This is a genomic window from Bradyrhizobium sp. ERR14 (assembly GCF_014198235.1).
In the GTDB taxonomy this organism is placed as follows: Bacteria; Pseudomonadota; Alphaproteobacteria; order Rhizobiales; family Xanthobacteraceae; genus Bradyrhizobium.
Genome location: NZ_JACIHD010000007.1, coordinates 355,965 through 373,502, shown reverse-complemented (window position 1 = coordinate 373,502; position 17,538 = coordinate 355,965). Strand labels below are relative to the sequence as shown.

The following is a 17,538-nucleotide window of genomic DNA, read 5'->3' as shown; positions in this document are numbered from 1 at the left end:
CATTTTCGGAGGTTGTCATGAACAAGCTCACCATCGCCGCCGCCGCGCTCTTTCTGGCGTCGACCGCCGCCCATGCCGGCGGCAACACGATCTCGTTCCAGATCGAGGGCCAGCACATCCGCATCGAGACGCCGCGCAACTGCGCCTCGCTCAACTGCGTGACCATCGTTGCGCCGGGCCTGTCGGACAAGCCGATCAAGCTGAACAACATCAACCTGAAGGGCCTCGGCGGCTCCAAGGACGATGACGTCGACACCACGCCGGCTCCCGCCACCACCGCGCAGCCCGCCCCGGCGCCGCAGCCCGTGCAACAGGCGCCCGTGCAAGCGATCGCGCCGGCCGCCCCCGTTGTTGCTCCCGCGGCCCCTGCGACGACCGTCGCCGCCGCGCCGTCCATCGATGCGACGACGCAGCCCGCGCCCGTTGCGGCTCCTGCTCCGGTCGCCGCTGCGCCGGCTCCTGCTTATGTGCCTGCTCCGGCTCCGGCGGCCGCCGCGCCCGTGCAAGCCGCCAACACGCCGATCGGCGTTTGGGCGACCGAAGAGAACAAGGGCAATGTCCGCGTCGAGCAGTGCGGCGCCAATCTCTGCGGCTATGCCGTGAAGACCAATGCGCGCATCCTGATCAACATGAAGCCAGAGGGCTCGAAGTGGAGCGGCCGCATCCACGATCCCGACTCCGGCCGCAATTACGACTCGACCATCGCGATGAAGGGCCCGAATGCGATGCGCGTGCAGGGCTGCGCCTTCGGCGGCATGTTCTGCGGCCGCCAGACCTGGAAGCGCGTGAGCTGACATTATCCTCGTCATCCCGGGCGATGCGAAGCATCGACCCGGGATCTCGCGCGACAGCCTCACTCTATCCCCTCACCCTGAGGAGCCTGCATAGCAGGCGTCTCGAAGGGCGAGGCCCGGATCGACAGCGGGCCTGCATGGTTCTCGCGGCGACGCGCAGCGTCGTCCGCCACGCGCGCAAAGGGGCGCGCGCTCCTCCACCATAAGGAGAGAGAGCGCCGTTTGAATGTTCGGCCCTCCTCCTGCCACACACGTTCATCCGCCATTCAGGTCCTCCCGGCTGATATCAACCGATCTCGCCTCGCGTTCTCACCGGGACTTCCTCGTGACATCAATGCTGGCTTGGCGCCGCTTCGTGTTCGCGCTCGCCCTGCTGGCCCTGCCGCTGGCCGGCGCGAGCGTTGCGATCGCATCCGATGCGATCGAAGTCGCCCAGGCCCAGCCACAAGCGCAGCCGGCGCCAGCGCCCTCCCCGGCGCCGTCGGCTTCACCGACCCCGGCCGCGGACGCACAACCCGCCGCCGTCGAGCCGATCGGCAACGTCGCGACGGTGACAGGCATCGCGACCGTGATCCGTGACAAGAATTCCTATCCGCTGCGCGTGCGCGACGACATCTATCTCAACGACGTCGTGCAGACCTCGTCGAACTCCACGGTTGGCATCACTTTCGACGACGCCACCACGTTCAATCTTTCAGCCAGCTCGAAGATCACCATCGACAATTACGTCTATGAGGACGGCGGCAAGCAGAACTCCGCGATCTTCGACATCGGCAGGGGCACGGTCGCCTTCGTCGCGGCTGCGGTGGCGAAGACCGGCAACATGAAGATCACGACGCCGACCGCGACGCTCGGCATCCGCGGCACCACCGGCGTCGTCGACGTGCCCGAGGGCGCGGCAGCGAGCAACGCGCGCAACGTCAACATCAAGCTCTATCCCGACGCCGACGGCCGCGTCGGCCACATCGACGTCGACGACCGCAGCAGCGGCGCGCGGCTCGGCGCACTGACGCAAGCCGCGAGCGGCTTTGCGATCCGCCCCGGCGCGGGCATTGCCGGCGCGATGCGCTTCGCCGCGGTGCCGATCACGATTCCCGCGCAGCAGATCGCGCGCGACCGCGGCTTCGTCGGCCAGGTGCACCTGGCGCAAACCATGGGCCGCCAGATCGTTACCGAGCAACGCGACTTCCGCCGCGCCAATCCGACCGCGCTCAGCCGCATTCCGCGGCCGGTCCAGCCGCCGCAGCAACAACAATTGCGGCCGACGACCGCGCCGGGACAGCAGCCGCAGCGACCGAACGGCCAGCCCGGCCAGAACAACCGTCCGGGTCAGCAGCAGCCGGGCACACCAAGCCGGCAAGGCACCCAGCCGCCGCAACGGCAGGGACAAGGTGGGGCGGTGCAGCCGGGTGGCCAGCGTGCGGGCCAGGGGCAGCAGCCGCGAGGCCAGCAGCAAGGCCAGCCGCAGCGCGGCGGGCAGCAAGGCGCCGGACGTCCACGTGCACCGCGCGAAGGACAGGGCGCAAAGCCAAACGGCACGCCGCAAACACAGCCGCAGCGTGGTGGGCAAATTCAGCCCGGAGGAGTCATGCCGTCACAGCCGGCCGGGACTCATCCGCAGCCGCAACTGCCGCGCACCGGCATGCAGCCGGGCCATCCGCCCGCAGTTCAACAGCCGGGCATGCAGCGCCCCGGCGGCTTCCAGCAGCGCCTCCCTGCCGCGCAACGCCCCGCCGCACCGCGCAGACCGGTGCCGAAGGAGAAGGAGCGGCGGTGATAGTGCCGCCCTCGCCGCGCCGCTTTCTCCTTCGTCATTGCGAGAAGCCCTTGCGACGAAGCAATCCAGGATCTTTCCGCGGAAGGATCCTGGATTGCTTCGCTGCGCTCGCAATCACGATGTGGAGGGAGTTGGCGCTCGCCCAACCGCATTAACTCGCGAAAGCAGCGCGCTTGAACTCACGCCTCGCCGCGCAGCCAGGCCTTCACCTTCTGCAGCAGACCATGCCGCAGCTCCTCGACAGATGCGGCTTCGGCGGGTGTCAATGTCTGCAAGGCGGCATCGATGTCGTCGCTCGACGGTACCGGCTCGGCCACCGGCGCGGACGCCAACCCCGCGGCCGCAAGCGCGATCGGGCCGATCTGGGTCAGGAAGGCGCGCTCATATTCCCGCGACAGGCGCGCAAGCGCGTCGTCCAGCGGCAGCCAGTCGACCGCCTTGATGTCGTTCATCAGCTTGCGAACCGGACCGCCGTCGGCTTCCATGCGCCAGAAATGCACGACTTTTGAGCGGCCGCCGGACTGGTAGACGAGCGTGCCCAAAAATTCGTGGATCGCGACGTCGTGGCCGGTCTCCTCGAGCACCTCGCGGTGCGCCGCTTCCTTCGGCGTTTCGCCGTCGTCGAGCTTGCCCTTGGGCAAGACCCATTCATTGCGCTTGCGCTGACGCACGACTGCAACCAGCGGCACCGCTCCCCGCCGCAGCACAATACCACCCGCCGCCATCACCGGCGCTCGCGCCATCACTCACATCCGTGTCGATCTATGCATCCCCGAAGGACGATATAGGCGGCGGACGCGGCGGATTGAAGGCTATCCTCTCCTCAACAGCGCCTCTCCTGCACGAATGCGCGTGCCCTCGGCGATGCCCTCGCAAAAGGTAAAATCGCCGGGCGCGAGGATGATGATGGTCGAGCCGTGCTCGAACCAGCCGAGCTCCTCGCCCTTGGCCACGTTGACGTCGCAGGGGAAATTGATCGGCCCGCGGGTCTGCGCGTTCAGCACCATGTCGAGGAAGTGCAGGCGGATGCTCGCGACCAGGATCGCGGCGACCGGCACCAGCGTCACCGCCTCGCCGGTCGAAAGATGCGTCCGGATCACCGCGCGCTCGTTCTTGCAGAAGAGACGCTCGACCCGCTTCAAGGCGATCGGGTTGACGTTCCAGACATCGCCATGGATCAGCGTGACCCGCTCGATATGCGCGTCATAGGGCGCGTGGAAGCGGTGATACATGCTCGAGGTCAGCCGCAGCGTGACGAAGGAGCCGTTGCGGTGCTGGTCGACCAGCGCGGAATCGCCGAGCAGGTCGAGCAGCGAATAGGGCGCGCCCTTGACCTGAAACAGCTCGGTGTCGGCGATCTTCCCGTGGGCACCGACGATGCCGTCGGACGGGCTGGCAACGACCGCCGGGTCCTGATTGAACGGCCGCAGGCCCGGCTTGAGCTCCCGGGTGAAGCAGTCGTGTAGACTCCTAAAATGCGTCTTGCGTGCCTCGGACAGATCGAGATCGGAGAACAGCTTCCACAGCGCAATCGAGAAGTCTCGCACGAGCGGATTCTCGATCTTGGAGAACCAGCCCATGAAGCGGGTCAGGGCCGCGCGCGGAATGCGGTTGGTCAACAGGAAGTTGAGGTCTTCCTGCTGGGTGAAAGAGGCGATGAGGGCTTTGACTGTCATGAATCTGTCAGCTCACAGTATTAGCGCTTGTTGTCATGGAAACGACACTCCCGATTCTCTCGATGTCCGTGGCCGCCGCAGCGTCTGCTGCCGCCGTCTTCCCGAAGATCAAGGCGCGGGTCGAACTGTCCCGCGCCAAGCACCGCTCGCTCGCAGGGCACTCCAAGATGTCGCGCCGGGTGGCAAAGCTGCTCCCGTTCTACGAGTTCAGCGGGGATCAGTATTTCGGCTGCGATGGCGCGCCTGATCACGTCGTGACGCAGCGCAAGGACGCCTTCTTCCGTCTCGCCAAACTCTACGCCGAGCGCTATCCCAAGGGACGCGCGATGACGAAGGAAGCGGCGGAAAAGATCTCCGACCTGCACTTCACCGAGACCTACCGCGTGCCATTCCAGTTCTCGCGCCTCGTCCGCGAGCACCTGGGCACCTCGACCTTCATGGAATCGTCCAGCGGCGTCACCGTCACGGATGTCGACGGCAACACGTCCTACGACCTCACGGGATCCTACGGCGTCAATATCTTCGGCAACGACTTCTACAAGGAGTGCATCGAGGGCGCCGAGAAGCGCGCGCATGCGCTCGGTCCCGTGCTCGGCCCCTATCATCCCGTCATCCTCGATAACGTGCAGCGTCTGTGCCAGATCTCCGGCCTCGACGAAGTCTCGTTCCACATGTCCGGCACCGAAGCCGTGATGCAGGCGGTACGGCTCGCGCGCTATCACACCAAGCGCACGCATCTGGTTCGTTTCGCCGGCGCCTATCACGGCTGGTGGGGCGACGTGCAGCCCGGCGTCGGCAACCCGATTCCCGCGCACGAGACCTACACCCTCGCCGAAATGTCCGAGAAGACGCTGCACGTCCTGCGCACCCGAAAGGACATCGCGTGCGTGCTGGTCAATCCGCTGCAGGGCCTGCATCCCAACGCCAACGCGCCCGGCGATTCCTCGCTGGTGGATTCCTCTCGCGGCGGCAATTTCGATCGCGCGGCCTACACCGAGTGGCTCGCGAGGCTGCGTGAAGTCTGCACCGAGCGCGGCATCGTGCTGATCTTCGACGAGGTCTTCGTCGGCTTCCGCCTCGCCGCTGGCGGCGCCCAGGAATATTTCGGCGTGCGCGCCGACATGGTGACCTACGGCAAGAGCCTCGCCGGCGGCCTGCCGGTCGGCGTGGTCTGCGGCAAGCGCGAGCTGATGCGCCGCTTCCGCGACGACCGGCCCGCCGACATCTGCTTTGCCCGCGGCACCTTCAACTCGCATCCCTACGTCATGACGGCCATGGACGAGTTCCTGAGCCGGCTCGCCAGCCCGAACTTCCGCGCCATCTATGACGGGCTGGACGCGACCTGGAATAGCCGCGCGCAGAAGCTCAACCAGATGATGACCGACGCCGGCCTGCCGGTGCGGTTCGCCAACTTCTCGTCGATCTGGACGGTGAAATACACCACGCCGTCCCGATTCAACTGGATGCTGCAATATTACCTGCGCGCCGAAGGCCTGTCCTTGAGCTGGGTCGGCACCGGACGGCTGATCTTCAGCCTGAACTACACCGACGCCGACTTCACCGAGGTTGCCGAACGCTTCGTCCGCGCCGCCGGGAAGATGAAGGCGGACGGCTTCTGGTGGCACGACGGCGTGCTCACCAACAAGCAGATCAAGCGGCAGATCCTGAAGGAGATGCTGGCCAAGCGCTTCGGGCGCTGAGGCCACACTGCGCGGGCTTGCTCCGCCTCTCCCGCTTGCGGGAGAGGCCGACGCGCCCCGGGCGATGCGAAAGCATCGTCCCGCGCGCGGCGGGTGAGGGTTCTCACCGCACTGGGGCATCCTCGGTAATCCCCAACAATCCCGACGCGGAGACACCCCCACCCCAGCCCTCCCCCGCAAGCGGGAGAGGGAGCCCGCTGCCTTTGCCGCTGCACTGTGTGCACCATATGCGATTGTCCGACCGCAAGCGGGGAGAGGCGAAGAAGAAGCCCCCAAGACGTGGATGCCCGGGACAAGCCCGGGCATGACGCAACCATTAGACATCGGAGTGTGTCGTGTACGCAGCGCGCTCAGGCGTGCTGCTCTTCGAGCGTGGGCTCGCCGATGAGGCCCAGCGTGTGCTCGGGATTGAGGTGCAGGCCGGGGTCCATCAGCTCGCCGCGCATCAGGGCGAGCGGCGCGCTGCGATAGAGCATCAGATCGTGGAAGGGATCGGTCAGGATCTTGGTCATCCAGACGAGGCCGGTTTCGACGTCACGGATGAAGAACAGGTGCACGGTGCGGAACAAGAGACCGCCGCCGCCGACCACGAGCCAGATCTTGGCAACCTGCCGCATGAAGTCGGTCGCGCTCGCCCAGGGTGTGAACAGACCGAACAGCGTCGGATCGGCGAACAGCACCAGCGGCGAAGCCGCCCAGATCGCCATCAGCACCACCTTGCGCTGCAGGTTGTAGCCGACCTTGATCTCTTCCTTGTGCTCGTGGGTGGCCTGGTTGATGTGGTCGTAGCCGTGCGGTTCGAAGAAGAAGTGACCGGCCTGGCGCGAGGTCATCGAGACCAGCCAGCCGACCAGCGCGGAGACGACGGGATCGATGAACAGCCAGACATAGGCGAAGAGAAAGCTCAGCGCGCTGACGAAGTGCAGGCTCTGGTTGATGCGGCTGTGGTGATAGTAGCGATGGTCGTCCCAGCGCTGGATCCGCAGCTGCTCGAGATAATTCTTGATCATGCTCTCCCCCAAAATGCTTTCGGGTACGGGATTACAGGGATTCGATGTAGGCCGTGTGACATCATCATTTTGTCATGTGACGATGTGCAGCGGCGCGATGACGCACTTAACGCGTGAGCTTCAGCTCACGCCGCTTTGGCGACGTCGACCTTGCGGAAGCGCACCAGCGAGAAATGGCCGAGCGGCGGAATCAGGCGGCGCTCGGCGAGCTCGATGCCGTGGGCGCCGGCCAGCCATTTGGCATAGCGCGACCAGGCGAACTCGGCGGTGCGGAAGCCGAGCGGACGCACCACCGGCTGCAGCTTCTGCTCGATGAAACGGCGCATGCCGGCGTCCGCGCTGACGCGGGTGAGGATGATCAGCTCGCCGCCGGGACGCAGCACGCGGGCGAATTCGTCGAGCGCCTTCTCCGGGTTCGGCACGGCGGTGACGACATATTGCGCCATCACGACGTCGAAGGAATTGTCGGGGAATTCGAGCTTCTCCGCATCCATCACCGCGAGCCCCTCGACGTTCTTCAGCTTGCCCTCGGTGACGCGCTGGCGCGCCTTGTCCAGCATTGCTTCCGAGATGTCGGTGCCGAAGATGCGCAGGTTCGGAGCATAGAGCGGCAGCGAGATGCCGGTGCCGACGCCAACCTCGAGCACGCGGCCGCCGATCTTGTTGGTGGCCGCGATCGCAGCCTGCCGGCCCTTGGCGAACACACCGCCGAACACGAGATCGTAGACGGGCGCCCAGCGGTCATAGGCCTGCTCGACCGTGCCACGCGTGAGGTCGAGCTGCTGGGTTCCGTCAAGGTTCATGATCTTAGCCATCGATGAGGTTCTCGCTGTGGTCAAATGAAAGATCAACCGCGCACCGGCCGCCGCGCCATGCGAGGCGAGGCGCGCAGGACGCGGCTGGGCTGAAGTGAGGTGAGATTGCCGACGAACTGGCGCGCGCTGTTTTCCCAGGAACGCTCCAGCGCGAAGTTGCGGCAGGTCTCGCGCGACATGGTGAGCGCGCGCAGGCACGCGGTACGCAGATCGTGGTCGATCGCGCCGATCGGGTGATCGGCGATGACGTCCTTGGGGCCCGTCACCGGAAACGCCGCAACCGGCGTGCCGCAGGCCAGCGCCTCCAGCTGCACCACGCCAAACGTATCGGTCAGGCTCGGGAATACGAACACGTCGGCGGCGGCGAGATGCGCGGTGAGATCCGCGCCCTTCTTCTCGCCGAGGAACACCACGTCCGGATATTTCTTCTCGAGCGCCGCCTTCTGCGGGCCGTCGCCGACGACGACCTTGGTGCCGGGCAGATCGAGCGAAAGAAACGCTTCGAGATTCTTCTCCACCGCGACCCGGCCCATGGTCATGAAGATCGGCCCCGGCAGATCGAGCCGAGCCGGATGATCGGGATGAAACAGCTCGGTGTTGACGCCGCGGGTCCAGAAGCCGAGCCGCTTGAAGCCGCGTTCGGAGAGCTCCTGGCGCAGCGAGGGCGTCGCCACCATCGTCATCGCGGCGGCATCATGGAAGTGGCGCAGCACGGCATAACCGACGGCGGCGGGAATGCCGGTCCGCACCGCAACATATTCGGGAAAGCGCGTCGTGTAGGACGTGGTGAAGGCAAGCCGGTTGCGACGGCAATAGGCCCGCGCGGCCCAGCCGATCGGACCTTCGGTCGCGATGTGGAGCGCGTCCGGTGCTGCCTTCTCGATCCGCCGCGCGATCTCCTTTCCGCTCGGCAGCGCGATGCGCAGGCCCGGATAGGTCGGCAGTGGCCAGGACGGAAAGCCGTCCGGCGTCAGGAAGTCGATCTCGACATCGAGGGCCTTGGCGGCGTTCGCCAGCGAGGTCAGGGTGCGGACCACACCGTTAACCTGGGGATGCCAGGCGTCAGTCGCGATTAATACCCGCATGGGGAAATCCCGAGAGTTTGATGATTCTCGGTTTCCGACCATCAACGAAGGATATTTCAGGCGTGTGACGTCACAGAAGTGTCGGCCCACCGTTTTGTTCGTTAACGGGCGCCTGCGGCCACGAAACTGTCATGAAACAATCCTTGCCGCCGTGAAACCGTTTTCGGTTTTCCGCGCAAATGTCCCGAAACGTTTTGCCGTTAGTGATCTTGCGCAACGGAGCACCGCAACGGTGCCGCGGTGGCCGAGACCACCGAGCAAACAGGGGCGATCACATGTTCAATCTGGACACGTTCAAGACGTTTTCGCGCGCCGTTGCTTTTGGCGCAGTCGCGGTCTCCGCGATCGCATTCGCAGGCGCAGCCAAGGCCGCGCCGGTGCAGCTCTTCCCCTTCTTCCAGCCGCTGCCGCCGTTCGCCGCGCCGCAGCCGATCCAGCCCTATCAGCCCTACCAGGCACCGACCTATCAGACCGAGCCGTCCGAAGATCAGGACGCCGTGGAGATGCCGGCACGCTTCCGTCGCCAGACCGTGTCCTACGCGACGCGTGAGGCGCCGGGCACCATCATCATCGATACGCCCAACACCTATCTCTATTACGTGCTCGGCAACGGCCAGGCGCTGCGCTACGGCATCGGCGTCGGCCGCGACGGCTTCACCTGGTCGGGCACGCAGTCCGTCACCAGAAAGGCAGAGTGGCCGGCCTGGACTCCGCCGCCGGAAATGATCGCCCGCCAGCCCTATCTGCCGCGCCACATGGCCGGTGGCCCCGGCAACCCGCTTGGCGCCCGCGCCATGTATCTCGGCGGCACCATCTATCGCATCCACGGCACCAACGCCCCCGACACCATCGGCAAGCGCGTCTCCTCCGGCTGCATTCGCCTGACCAATGATGACGTTTCCGACCTCTATTCCCGCGTCAACGTCGGCACCAAGGTGATTGTGCTGCCGATGACGGAACGGAGAGCGGAGCTCGGAACCGCGACGCGCTGAACCGACAGGACATTGTGACGCAAACGGCCCCGGAACATCCCCGGGGCCGCTTTCGTTTGCCCTCGACATTCCGGCGCGCGCTTGCTGCGGCGCGGGTCCCCGATGGAGGCGCAAATGCAATCACGCCTGCAGACGTCACCAAGTTCATCGCTGCGCACGATTGCGGCCGCCGGAGCAGTGACACTGCTTCTCTCGACCCCCTCGCTCGCGCAGCAGCCTGCGGGCAACGAGGCAGCCCACCAAGCCTTCAACAATTCCTGCCGCACCTGCCATTCCGTGAAGGAAGGCGACAACCGTCTCGGCCCCAACCTCAACAAGATTCTGGGACGCAAGGCCGGCGCGCTCCCGGACTATAATTATTCCTCTGCGATGAAGGATGCCGGTTTCGTCTGGGACCAGGACAAGCTCGCGCGCTTCATGGTCAAGCCGGACGAGGTCGTTTCCGGCAACAAGATGCAGCCCTATGGCGGCATCTCGGCGGAGGAAGCGGGGAAGATCGTTGCTTATTTGCAGGCAGGCGGGACGCCCTAGCGAATCCGCCACTCCGCGATTAGCCTCAGCCACGCCGCCGAGTGAAACGCGCTCATCAAGAGATACATCGGCACCATGCCGCCGAGCACAGATCCCTGCCCGGCGCCGCACAGCATGTCTGGCCCACCCCCGATCATGGCCGTCAGCACGGCCATGATCGCGAAGGCTGGCGTCGCCGCCAAGGCCAGCCACTTGGCGAGATGGCGCGCAGCCACCACGCCATCGCGACCGGCGCCGGCCGTTGCGTTGAGCGGACTAGTCACGTCCTTCCGCGGCCTCGTCGCGAAAGGCCTTCTCGCCGGCGTCGGAGATCTCGACCCATTTTTTGTCGGGCGCCGCGCCTTCGGTGTAGCTGTCGTGCCAGTTCCACCATTTGTAGGTCGGCGTCTGCGGATAGCCCTTCGGCGAATCCTCCCAGACCTCCTGGCGGCCGAGCGGCGTGATGTCGAGATAATTCCAGGTGCCGCCCATCTGCTCGTCGCCGCGGCTCTTGACGAAATAGGTGCGGAAGATGCGGTTGCCGTCGCGGTAGAACACGTTCGTGCCATGCCATTCGTCGACGCCGAAATCGGCGTCAAAGCTGTCGGTGACGGTGACCCACGGCATGGTCCAGCCCATCCGCTGCTTCAGCCGCGCAATGTCGGCCTGCGGCGCGCGCGAGGCGAACACCAGCGTGGTATCGCGGGCGTTGAGGTGCGCGACGTGGGCGACCTGGTCCGCCACCATGGAGCAGCCGCGGCAGGCGTGATCGGGCCAGCCGAACACGCCGGGCTCGAAGAAGGCACGGTAGACGATCAGCTGCCGCCGGCCCTGGAACAGGTCGAGCAGGCTGACCTTGCCGCCGGGCCCCTCGAACGCATAGGTTTTGCTCACTTCCATCCACGGCATGCGCCGGCGCTCGGCGGCCAGGGCGTCGCGGGCACGGGTATGGGCCTTTTCCTTCACGAGCAGTTGCTGACGGGCGGCCTCCCAGTCCTGCGGCGACACCACCGGCGGTGTTTGCATGCCTGCCTGTCCGTTGTTCCGTTCGTTTTGGGCTAATGTCATCATGACTCTCCGAATCTCTTGCTTGACGTCTTGCCTGGGCGATCAATCCACCTCTCGCGGAACCGCTCGCCCTTCACCGCACCTTGTCGGCCGTCAACGAATTCTGGCACCTCGCGGTTGCGCGGTGGGAGTAACAAGTGTGGCGGGATTGACATGGAGTCGCTGATCACGGCCGCCGCGCGGGCGCTCGAGGCCGGCGATCCGCTCGGCGCGCTGAACCGCGTCGCGCTGCGCAACGATGCGCCGTCGCTGGCGCTGCGCGGCATCGCGATGGCGCAGCTCGGCGATCTCGCGAAGGCGAAGACGCTGCTGCGAAGCGCGGCGCGCGCGTTCGGTCCGCGCGAGGCGGTGGCGCGCGCCAGATGCGTGGTGGCCGAAGCCGAGATTGCGCTGGTCTCACGCGACCTGAGCTGGCCGGCGAAGACACTCGCGGCGGCACGGACGACGCTCGAAAAGCACGGCGATGTCGCCAATGCCACGCATGCGGGCCACATCGAGGCACGCCGTCTTCTTCTCGTCGGACGGCTCGACGACGCCGAGCGTATCCTCGCCGAGCTCGGTACCTCTCCGCTTCCGCCTGCCCCGCAGGTCGTCCGCGAGCTCGTGGTCGCCGGCATCGCAATACGGCGGCTCAGAACCAAAGACGCGCGCGCGGCGCTTGCCCGGGCGGCCCACGCAGCGAGCCTGGCGGGCATCCCTGGGCTGACAGCCGAGGTCGAGAGCACGAACCGCGTGCTCGATACGCCCGCAGCACGCCTGATCACGGATGGCAACGAACGTCCGTTGCTGCTGGAGCAGGTCGAGGAGCTCGCGACCTCGGACGCGCTGGTCGTGGACACGTTCCATCATTCGGTGCGCAGGCGAGGCACGATCCTATCGCTCGGGACTCGCCCGGTGCTGTTCGCGCTCGCCCGCCTCCTGGCGCAGGCGTGGCCTGTGGACGTCTCGCGAGAAAAGCTCATCACCGGGGCGTTCGGCGCCAGGCATGTCGATGAATCGCATCGCGCGCGCTTGCGCGTGGAGATCGGCCGCCTCCGCGCCAAGCTCAAGCCTGTGGCCGACGTGACTGCGACGAAGCAGGGTTTTGCACTGACGCCTCGCAAGACGCGGCAGGTCATGGTGCTGGCGCGGCCCGTCGAGGAGAAGCACGCCGCTGTCCTCGCCTTCCTCTCCGATGGCGAGCCGTGGTCGAGCTCGGCGCTCGCGCTGGCGCTGGGAACCAGTGCGCGCACGGTGCAGCGCGCGCTCGACGAACTTGCGCGATCGAACAAGGTGCAGTCGTTCGGACATGGGCGGGCGCGGCGCTGGATGACGCCGCCCGTCCCGGGTTTCCCGACAGGCTTGTTACTCCCCACGCCGCTGCTGAAGACGTAAGGTAGGAGCACATCACAGGGAGCGAGACATGAAGCGTTCAGCCGCCGAGATCGTCAGGGAGTACGGGCCGTTTGAGGGCGTCGAGGCCGTGCACGGCGTCACCTATGATGGCAGCCATGTCTGGTTCGCATCCGGCGACAAGCTGAATGCAGTCGATCCTGATAGCGGCAAGGTCGCGCGCTCCCTCGATGTCGCCGCGCATGCGGGAACGGCGTTCGACGGAAGGCACCTGTTCCAGATCGCCGAGGATCGCATCCAGAAGATCGATGCGGCCTCGGGCAAGGTGCTCACCAGCATTCCGGCGCCCGGCGGCGGTGGCGATTCCGGCCTGGCCTGGGCCGAGGGCTCGCTGTGGGTCGGACAATATCGCGAGCGCAAGATCCATCAGGTCGATCCGGACACGGGCAAGGTCCTTCGCACCATCGAAAGCAAGCGCTTCGTCACCGGGGTGACCTGGGTCGACGGCGAGCTCTGGCACGGCACCTGGGAGGGCGAGGATAGCGATATCAGGCGGATCGATCCCGCCACAGGCAAGGTGCTCGAGCAGCTCGACCTGCCTGCCGGAACGATGGTGTCAGGGTTGGAGTCCGACGGCGGCGACCGCTTCTTCTGCGGCGGTGGCCCTAACGGCAATGTGAGAGCGGTCCGCCGTCCCCGGCGCGGCTAGCCCCCGACGATGACCTGAATGCACGGCAGCGATGCGGTCGCTGCCGTTAACCCGTTCGCCCCAATTCCACCCCATCGGTGCGCTCTAGCGCCCTCCTCGCCTGCCCTGTAGACTTCTGCCCCGGGGCGGCCTGGGGGATTGATGCGACTGACGTTAAACTTGAAGACCATCACGATCGCCGTCGTAGTGCTCGCGGCGTCGTTCTTCATCAGCTTGAAGGCGATGGACTGGCTGTCGCCGCGCGCGACGAACTCCGCGCCGCCGGTGGCGCAACTGCCGCCGTTGCCGCCGGTCGCGAAGAGCTCGATCGTGGTGGCGCCGGTCGCCATCGCGCTGTCGGCGATCCGCGACCAGGCCGAGAAGGCCGCCCCGCGCAATTTCGCAGGGAAGGCCGACAACCCGATCTCGCAGATCCTGGAGAACGCCGATATCGGCTGGACCGCCGTGCGCGGGCCGATGGCGACTGCCGGCGACAAGGACGTGCTGACGATCTCGACACCGCTGAGCGGCAAGCTGAACGTGACGGGCTCGCTGTCCTCGAAGGCCACAGGCGCGCTCGGCGACGCGCTCGGCAGCGTGCTTGGTGGTGACGCAGCGAAACGGATCGGCGCAGTCAACATCAAGAATTTGAACGCCAGCGCGGAGATCAAGGGCAACGTGGTCGTCACCTCGCGCCCGAAGCTTGCGGCCAACTGGCATCTCGAGCCCAATCTCGGCGCCCAGGTCAATCTCGGCGATACCAATCTCAACGTCGCCGGCGCCAAGGTCAACGTGCCGGCGCAGGTCAAGCCGCTGATCGACAAGAATGTCGGCGAGCAGATCAACATCGTCTCCGAACGCATCCGCAACGATCCCTCGCTGCGCGAGAATGCGAAGCTGCAATGGGCCAAGGCCTGCCGCTCGATCCCGCTGCAGGGCTCGGGCTCGACCGCGCTTCCGCCGCTCTGGCTGGAGATGAAGCCGATCCGCGCCATTGCCGCGCAGCCGCGCGTGGACGCGCAGGCCGTGACCTTGCTAATGGGCCTGGAAGCGGAGACGCGCGTGACGTCGACGCAGACCAAGCCGGACTGCCCGTTCCCCGACAAGATCTCGATCGTGCCGCCGACCGGCACCGGCGTGAACATCGGCGTGCCCATCGACGTGCCCTTCACCGAGATCAACAAGCTGATCGCCGCGCAGATGGTCGGCCACACCTATCCCGAGGACGGCTCCGGCCCGGTCGACGTCACCGTCAAGAGCGTCAACGTGGTCCCGTCGGGCGAGCGCCTGCTGATCTCGCTTTTGGTCCGCGCCAAGGAAAAGAAGAGCTGGCTCGGTCTCGGCGCCGAGGCGACCGTGCACATCTGGGGCCGGCCGGTGCTCGATCAGGCCCAGCAGACGCTGCGGCTCACCGACATCCAGCTCGCGGTGGAGTCGGAAGCCGCTTTTGGCCTCTTGGGTGCCGCGGCGCGCGCGGTGGTGCCGCAGATGCAGCAGGCGTTGCTGCAGAGGGCGACGCTCGACCTGAAGCCGATTGCGGCGAACGCGCGTGAGAAGATCGCTGGCGTCATCGCCGACTTCCAGAAAAGCGAGGATGGTGTCAAGGTCGACGCCAAGATCGACAGCCTGACGCTGGCCGACATCGCCTTCGATTCCAAGACGCTGCGCGTGGTCGCGGAAGCCGGCGGCACGCTGAATGTGTCGGTGACGAAGCTGTCGGGGATGTAGCTCGCCTTCGCTCGCCGTATCTGGGCGCCTCTTGATCGGTTGCGCCGCTGGCATTCTGATCGGAGGGTGCTAAGCTGTTCCTCGCAACCTCGAATGAGGTGCTGACAGCACTGTATTGGGTAACGCGAGGGACAAGATGGAAGCCGGCATGGTCACGCCTGCGCCGGCACTGGTGCGCTTCTCCGGCATTCAGAAGACCTATGATGGCGAGCATCTCGTGGTGAAGAACCTCGACCTCGACATCAGGAAGGGCGAGTTCATCACGTTGCTTGGCCCGTCGGGCTCGGGCAAGACGACCACGCTGATGATGCTGGCCGGCTTCGAGGTTCCGACCCATGGCGAGATCTACCTCTCAGGCCGGCCCATCAAGAACATGCCGCCGCACAAACGCGACATCGGCATGGTGTTCCAGAACTATGCCTTGTTTCCACACCTGACGATCGCGGAGAATATCGCCTTCCCGCTCTCCGTTCGCAAGACGAACAAGGCGGACGTGGAGGAGCGCGTCGGGTCGGCGTTACGCATGATCAAGATGGAAAACCTGGCGCACCGGCGGCCCGGACAGCTGTCCGGCGGCCAGCAGCAGCGCGTGGCATTGGCCCGCGCGTTGGTCTTCAATCCGCAACTCGTGCTGATGGACGAGCCGCTAGGGGCGCTGGACAAGCGCCTGCGGGAGCAGATGCAGCTTGAGATCAAGCAACTGCACGAGACGATGGGCATCACCGTCGTTTACGTCACCCATGATCAGAGTGAAGCGCTCACCATGTCGGACCGCATCGCCGTGTTCAATGACGGCATCGTGCAGCAGATCGACAAGCCCGACGCGCTGTACGAGCACCCGGTGAACAGCTTCGTCGCCCATTTCATCGGCGAGAACAATGTCCTGGCCGGCACCGTCGAGACGGTCGACAAGGATTATTGCCGCGTCGCGCTGGCTGGCGGCGGCACTGTCACCGCGCGGGCGATCAACATATCAGGCGCGGGCGCATCGACCTCGCTGTCGGTGCGGCCGGAGCGGATCACTATTATTCCGGACGGCAGCTCCAGTGACGGACCGAACCGGCTGCCGGCCAAGGTGCAGAACACCATCTATCTCGGCGACCACGCGCTGGCCGTGCTGGATGTCTCGGGGAATGCCGAATTCATGGTCAAGCTTCAGCCCGGCGCACATGACAGCCTGACACATGGTGCAAACGTGTTCGTCACCTTTCGCCCCGAGGACTGCCTCGCCCTCGATCCCGTCTGATCCAGCGATCGAACTCAATGCAACGCATATGAAGAAGGAACAATGACCATGCTGAAGATTGGCAAGATTGCTCTGGGTTTCGCCGCGGCCTTCACCGCCAGCGCCGCGCTGGCCACGGTCGGGCAGGCGCGTGATCTCACCGTCGTGTCGTGGGGCGGCGCGTATCAGGATGCCCAGAAGAAGGTCTATTTCGAGCCGTTCAAGAAGGCGGCCGGAATTGCCATGAATGACGAGTCCTGGGACGGCGGCGTCGGCGTGCTGCGCGCCAAGGTGCAGGGCGGCGCCGCCACCTGGGATGTCGTACAGGTCGAGAGCGACGAACTGGCGGTCGGCTGCGAGGAAGGTCTGTTCGAGAAGATGGACTATTCCAAGATCGGCGGCGAGGCCGCTTACATCCCGCCGTCGGTCAACGCTTGCGGCGTCGGCGCCATCCTCTACGATTTCGTGCTCGGTTACGATAAGGACAAGCTGAAGCAGGCTCCGAGCGGCTGGGCCGACTTCTTCGACACCAAGAAGATTCCGGGCAAGCGCGCCCTGCGTCAGGGCCCGAAGACCACGCTGGAGATCGCGCTGATGGCCGACGGCGTCGCGCCGAAGGACGTATACAAGGTGCTGGCGACCGACGAGGGCGTCGACCGCGCGTTCAAGAAGCTCGACACCATCAAGAGCGACCTCGTCTGGTGGAAGGCCGGCGCCCAGCCGCCGCAGCTGCTCGCCTCCGGCGAAGTCGCGATGACCTCGGTCTACAATGGCCGCATCGATACCGCGAACAAGAACGAGAAGAAGAACTTCGGCATGGTCTGGGACGGCGCGCTGTTCACCCTCGACAGCTGGGTGATCCTGAAGGGCAGCCCGAACAAGGACGCGGCCTACAAATTCCTGGATTTCGTCGGCAAGGCGGAGAACCAGTCCAAGCTTTCCGAGAACATTGCCTACGGCACCTCGAACAAGGACGCCGCCGGCAAGCTGCAGCCCGCGGTTCTGAAGGACCTGCCGACGGCGCCTGACAACATCAAGAACGCGGTCGAGATCAACGTCGGCTTCTGGCTCGAGAACATCGACCGCCTGACCGAGCGCTTCAACAAATGGGCCGCGAAATAGCGCGCGCCGCAAGGCT

17 protein-coding genes are annotated in these 17,538 nt (G+C 65.6%); 10 read left to right on the top strand and 7 right to left on the bottom strand.

Features of this window, described 5'->3' with window-relative positions; translation table 11 throughout:
• The first annotated feature begins 17 nt into the window (after positions 1-17).
• Complete coding sequence (locus GGD62_RS22150; RefSeq protein WP_183710187.1) at positions 18-794, top strand: DUF2147 domain-containing protein; 777 nt, start codon at positions 18-20, stop codon at positions 792-794.
• 334 nt (positions 795-1,128) lie between these two features.
• Positions 1,129-2,571 (top strand): FecR domain-containing protein, encoded by a 1,443-nt coding sequence (locus GGD62_RS22145; RefSeq protein ID WP_183710251.1) that lies wholly within the window; start codon positions 1,129-1,131, stop codon positions 2,569-2,571.
• Between the two features lie 179 nt (positions 2,572-2,750).
• Here GGD62_RS22145 and GGD62_RS22140 read toward each other — a convergent pair whose 3' ends face one another.
• Both GGD62_RS22140 and asd read right to left on the bottom strand, forming a co-directional pair.
• Positions 2,751-3,314, bottom strand: coding sequence for an NUDIX hydrolase (locus tag GGD62_RS22140; RefSeq protein WP_018318648.1), 564 nt, complete (start codon positions 3,312-3,314; stop codon positions 2,751-2,753).
• A 69-nt stretch (positions 3,315-3,383) separates the two neighbouring features.
• Complete coding sequence (gene asd / locus GGD62_RS22135; RefSeq protein ID WP_183710185.1) at positions 3,384-4,247, bottom strand: archaetidylserine decarboxylase; 864 nt, start codon at positions 4,245-4,247, stop codon at positions 3,384-3,386.
• Between the two features lie 35 nt (positions 4,248-4,282).
• On the opposite strand from asd, the gene GGD62_RS22130 reads away from it, so the two are divergent.
• Positions 4,283-5,947, top strand: coding sequence for an aminotransferase class III-fold pyridoxal phosphate-dependent enzyme (locus GGD62_RS22130; protein WP_183710183.1), 1,665 nt, complete (start codon positions 4,283-4,285; stop codon positions 5,945-5,947).
• 350 nt (positions 5,948-6,297) lie between these two features.
• Here GGD62_RS22130 and GGD62_RS22125 read toward each other — a convergent pair whose 3' ends face one another.
• From GGD62_RS22125 to GGD62_RS22115, 3 genes are all read right to left on the bottom strand, one after another.
• The gene (locus tag GGD62_RS22125; RefSeq protein ID WP_018318645.1) at positions 6,298-6,957 is read right to left on the bottom strand and encodes a hypothetical protein; all 660 of its coding nucleotides are present in this window, start codon (positions 6,955-6,957) and stop codon (positions 6,298-6,300) included.
• Between the two features lie 125 nt (positions 6,958-7,082).
• Positions 7,083-7,772, bottom strand: a complete 690-nt coding sequence (locus GGD62_RS22120; protein ID WP_095426049.1) for a methyltransferase domain-containing protein — start codon at positions 7,770-7,772, stop codon at positions 7,083-7,085.
• 32 nt (positions 7,773-7,804) lie between these two features.
• A complete protein-coding gene (locus GGD62_RS22115) occupies positions 7,805-8,857 on the bottom strand; it encodes a glycosyltransferase family 1 protein (protein ID WP_179736225.1) in 1,053 nt (350 codons plus the stop codon).
• A 275-nt stretch (positions 8,858-9,132) separates the two neighbouring features.
• Here GGD62_RS22115 and GGD62_RS22110 point away from each other — a divergent pair, with 275 nt between their 5' ends.
• Both GGD62_RS22110 and GGD62_RS22105 read left to right on the top strand, forming a co-directional pair.
• Entirely contained in the window at positions 9,133-9,849 is a 717-nt protein-coding gene (locus GGD62_RS22110; RefSeq protein WP_018318642.1) for a L,D-transpeptidase, read from the top strand.
• 114 nt (positions 9,850-9,963) lie between these two features.
• Positions 9,964-10,380 (top strand): cytochrome c family protein, encoded by a 417-nt coding sequence (locus GGD62_RS22105; protein WP_246800195.1) that lies wholly within the window; start codon positions 9,964-9,966, stop codon positions 10,378-10,380.
• On the opposite strand, the gene GGD62_RS22100 is transcribed toward GGD62_RS22105, so the two are convergent.
• Entirely contained in the window at positions 10,377-10,643 is a 267-nt protein-coding gene (locus GGD62_RS22100) for a hypothetical protein (protein ID WP_183710179.1), read from the bottom strand. The two genes, GGD62_RS22105 and GGD62_RS22100, sit on opposite strands and share 4 nt — an antisense overlap.
• Entirely contained in the window at positions 10,636-11,427 is a 792-nt protein-coding gene (locus GGD62_RS22095) for a DUF899 domain-containing protein (protein ID WP_409333958.1), read from the bottom strand. The genes GGD62_RS22100 and GGD62_RS22095 overlap by 8 nt, the downstream gene beginning before the upstream one ends.
• A 153-nt stretch (positions 11,428-11,580) precedes the next feature.
• Between GGD62_RS22095 and GGD62_RS22090 the strand changes: the two genes are divergently transcribed.
• The 5 genes from GGD62_RS22090 to GGD62_RS22070 all read left to right on the top strand — a co-directional run bounded on the left by GGD62_RS22090 (position 11,581) and on the right by GGD62_RS22070 (position 17,522).
• A complete protein-coding gene (locus GGD62_RS22090; protein ID WP_183235094.1) occupies positions 11,581-12,801 on the top strand; it encodes a helix-turn-helix domain-containing protein in 1,221 nt (406 codons plus the stop codon).
• 28 nt (positions 12,802-12,829) lie between these two features.
• Entirely contained in the window at positions 12,830-13,468 is a 639-nt protein-coding gene (locus GGD62_RS22085; protein ID WP_018318637.1) for a PQQ-binding-like beta-propeller repeat protein, read from the top strand.
• A gap of 141 nt (positions 13,469-13,609) precedes the next feature.
• Positions 13,610-15,175: a DUF4403 family protein gene (locus GGD62_RS22080; RefSeq protein ID WP_179736240.1), complete on the top strand. Its 1,566-nt coding sequence runs from the start codon at positions 13,610-13,612 to the stop codon at positions 15,173-15,175.
• A gap of 136 nt (positions 15,176-15,311) precedes the next feature.
• Positions 15,312-16,421, top strand: a complete 1,110-nt coding sequence (locus GGD62_RS22075) for an ABC transporter ATP-binding protein (RefSeq protein ID WP_183710177.1) — start codon at positions 15,312-15,314, stop codon at positions 16,419-16,421.
• A 42-nt stretch (positions 16,422-16,463) separates the two neighbouring features.
• Entirely contained in the window at positions 16,464-17,522 is a 1,059-nt protein-coding gene (locus GGD62_RS22070; RefSeq protein WP_183235091.1) for an ABC transporter substrate-binding protein, read from the top strand.
• Positions 17,523-17,538 lie beyond the last annotated feature (16 nt).

What these genes read in the sequence shown, in the direction of transcription:
- GGD62_RS22095 (WP_409333958.1), bottom strand. Translation starts at nt 11,427, where the DNA reads ATGACATTAGCCCAAAACGAACGGAACAACGGACAGGCAGGCATGCAA.
- GGD62_RS22125 (WP_018318645.1), bottom strand. Translation starts at nt 6,957, where the DNA reads ATGATCAAGAATTATCTCGAGCAGCTGCGGATCCAGCGCTGGGACGAC.
- GGD62_RS22115 (WP_179736225.1), bottom strand. Translation starts at nt 8,857, where the DNA reads ATGCGGGTATTAATCGCGACTGACGCCTGGCATCCCCAGGTTAACGGT.
- GGD62_RS22150 (WP_183710187.1), top strand. Translation starts at nt 18, where the DNA reads ATGAACAAGCTCACCATCGCCGCCGCCGCGCTCTTTCTGGCGTCGACC.
- GGD62_RS22140 (WP_018318648.1), bottom strand. Translation starts at nt 3,314, where the DNA reads ATGGCGCGAGCGCCGGTGATGGCGGCGGGTGGTATTGTGCTGCGGCGG.
- GGD62_RS22145 (WP_183710251.1), top strand. Translation starts at nt 1,129, where the DNA reads ATGCTGGCTTGGCGCCGCTTCGTGTTCGCGCTCGCCCTGCTGGCCCTG.
- GGD62_RS22075 (WP_183710177.1), top strand. Translation starts at nt 15,312, where the DNA reads ATGGAAGCCGGCATGGTCACGCCTGCGCCGGCACTGGTGCGCTTCTCC.
- asd (WP_183710185.1), bottom strand. Translation starts at nt 4,247, where the DNA reads ATGACAGTCAAAGCCCTCATCGCCTCTTTCACCCAGCAGGAAGACCTC.
- GGD62_RS22105 (WP_246800195.1), top strand. Translation starts at nt 9,964, where the DNA reads ATGCAATCACGCCTGCAGACGTCACCAAGTTCATCGCTGCGCACGATT.
- GGD62_RS22070 (WP_183235091.1), top strand. Translation starts at nt 16,464, where the DNA reads ATGACCATGCTGAAGATTGGCAAGATTGCTCTGGGTTTCGCCGCGGCC.
- GGD62_RS22130 (WP_183710183.1), top strand. Translation starts at nt 4,283, where the DNA reads ATGGAAACGACACTCCCGATTCTCTCGATGTCCGTGGCCGCCGCAGCG.
- GGD62_RS22090 (WP_183235094.1), top strand. Translation starts at nt 11,581, where the DNA reads ATGGAGTCGCTGATCACGGCCGCCGCGCGGGCGCTCGAGGCCGGCGAT.
- GGD62_RS22085 (WP_018318637.1), top strand. Translation starts at nt 12,830, where the DNA reads ATGAAGCGTTCAGCCGCCGAGATCGTCAGGGAGTACGGGCCGTTTGAG.
- GGD62_RS22110 (WP_018318642.1), top strand. Translation starts at nt 9,133, where the DNA reads ATGTTCAATCTGGACACGTTCAAGACGTTTTCGCGCGCCGTTGCTTTT.
- GGD62_RS22080 (WP_179736240.1), top strand. Translation starts at nt 13,610, where the DNA reads ATGCGACTGACGTTAAACTTGAAGACCATCACGATCGCCGTCGTAGTG.
- GGD62_RS22120 (WP_095426049.1), bottom strand. Translation starts at nt 7,772, where the DNA reads ATGGCTAAGATCATGAACCTTGACGGAACCCAGCAGCTCGACCTCACG.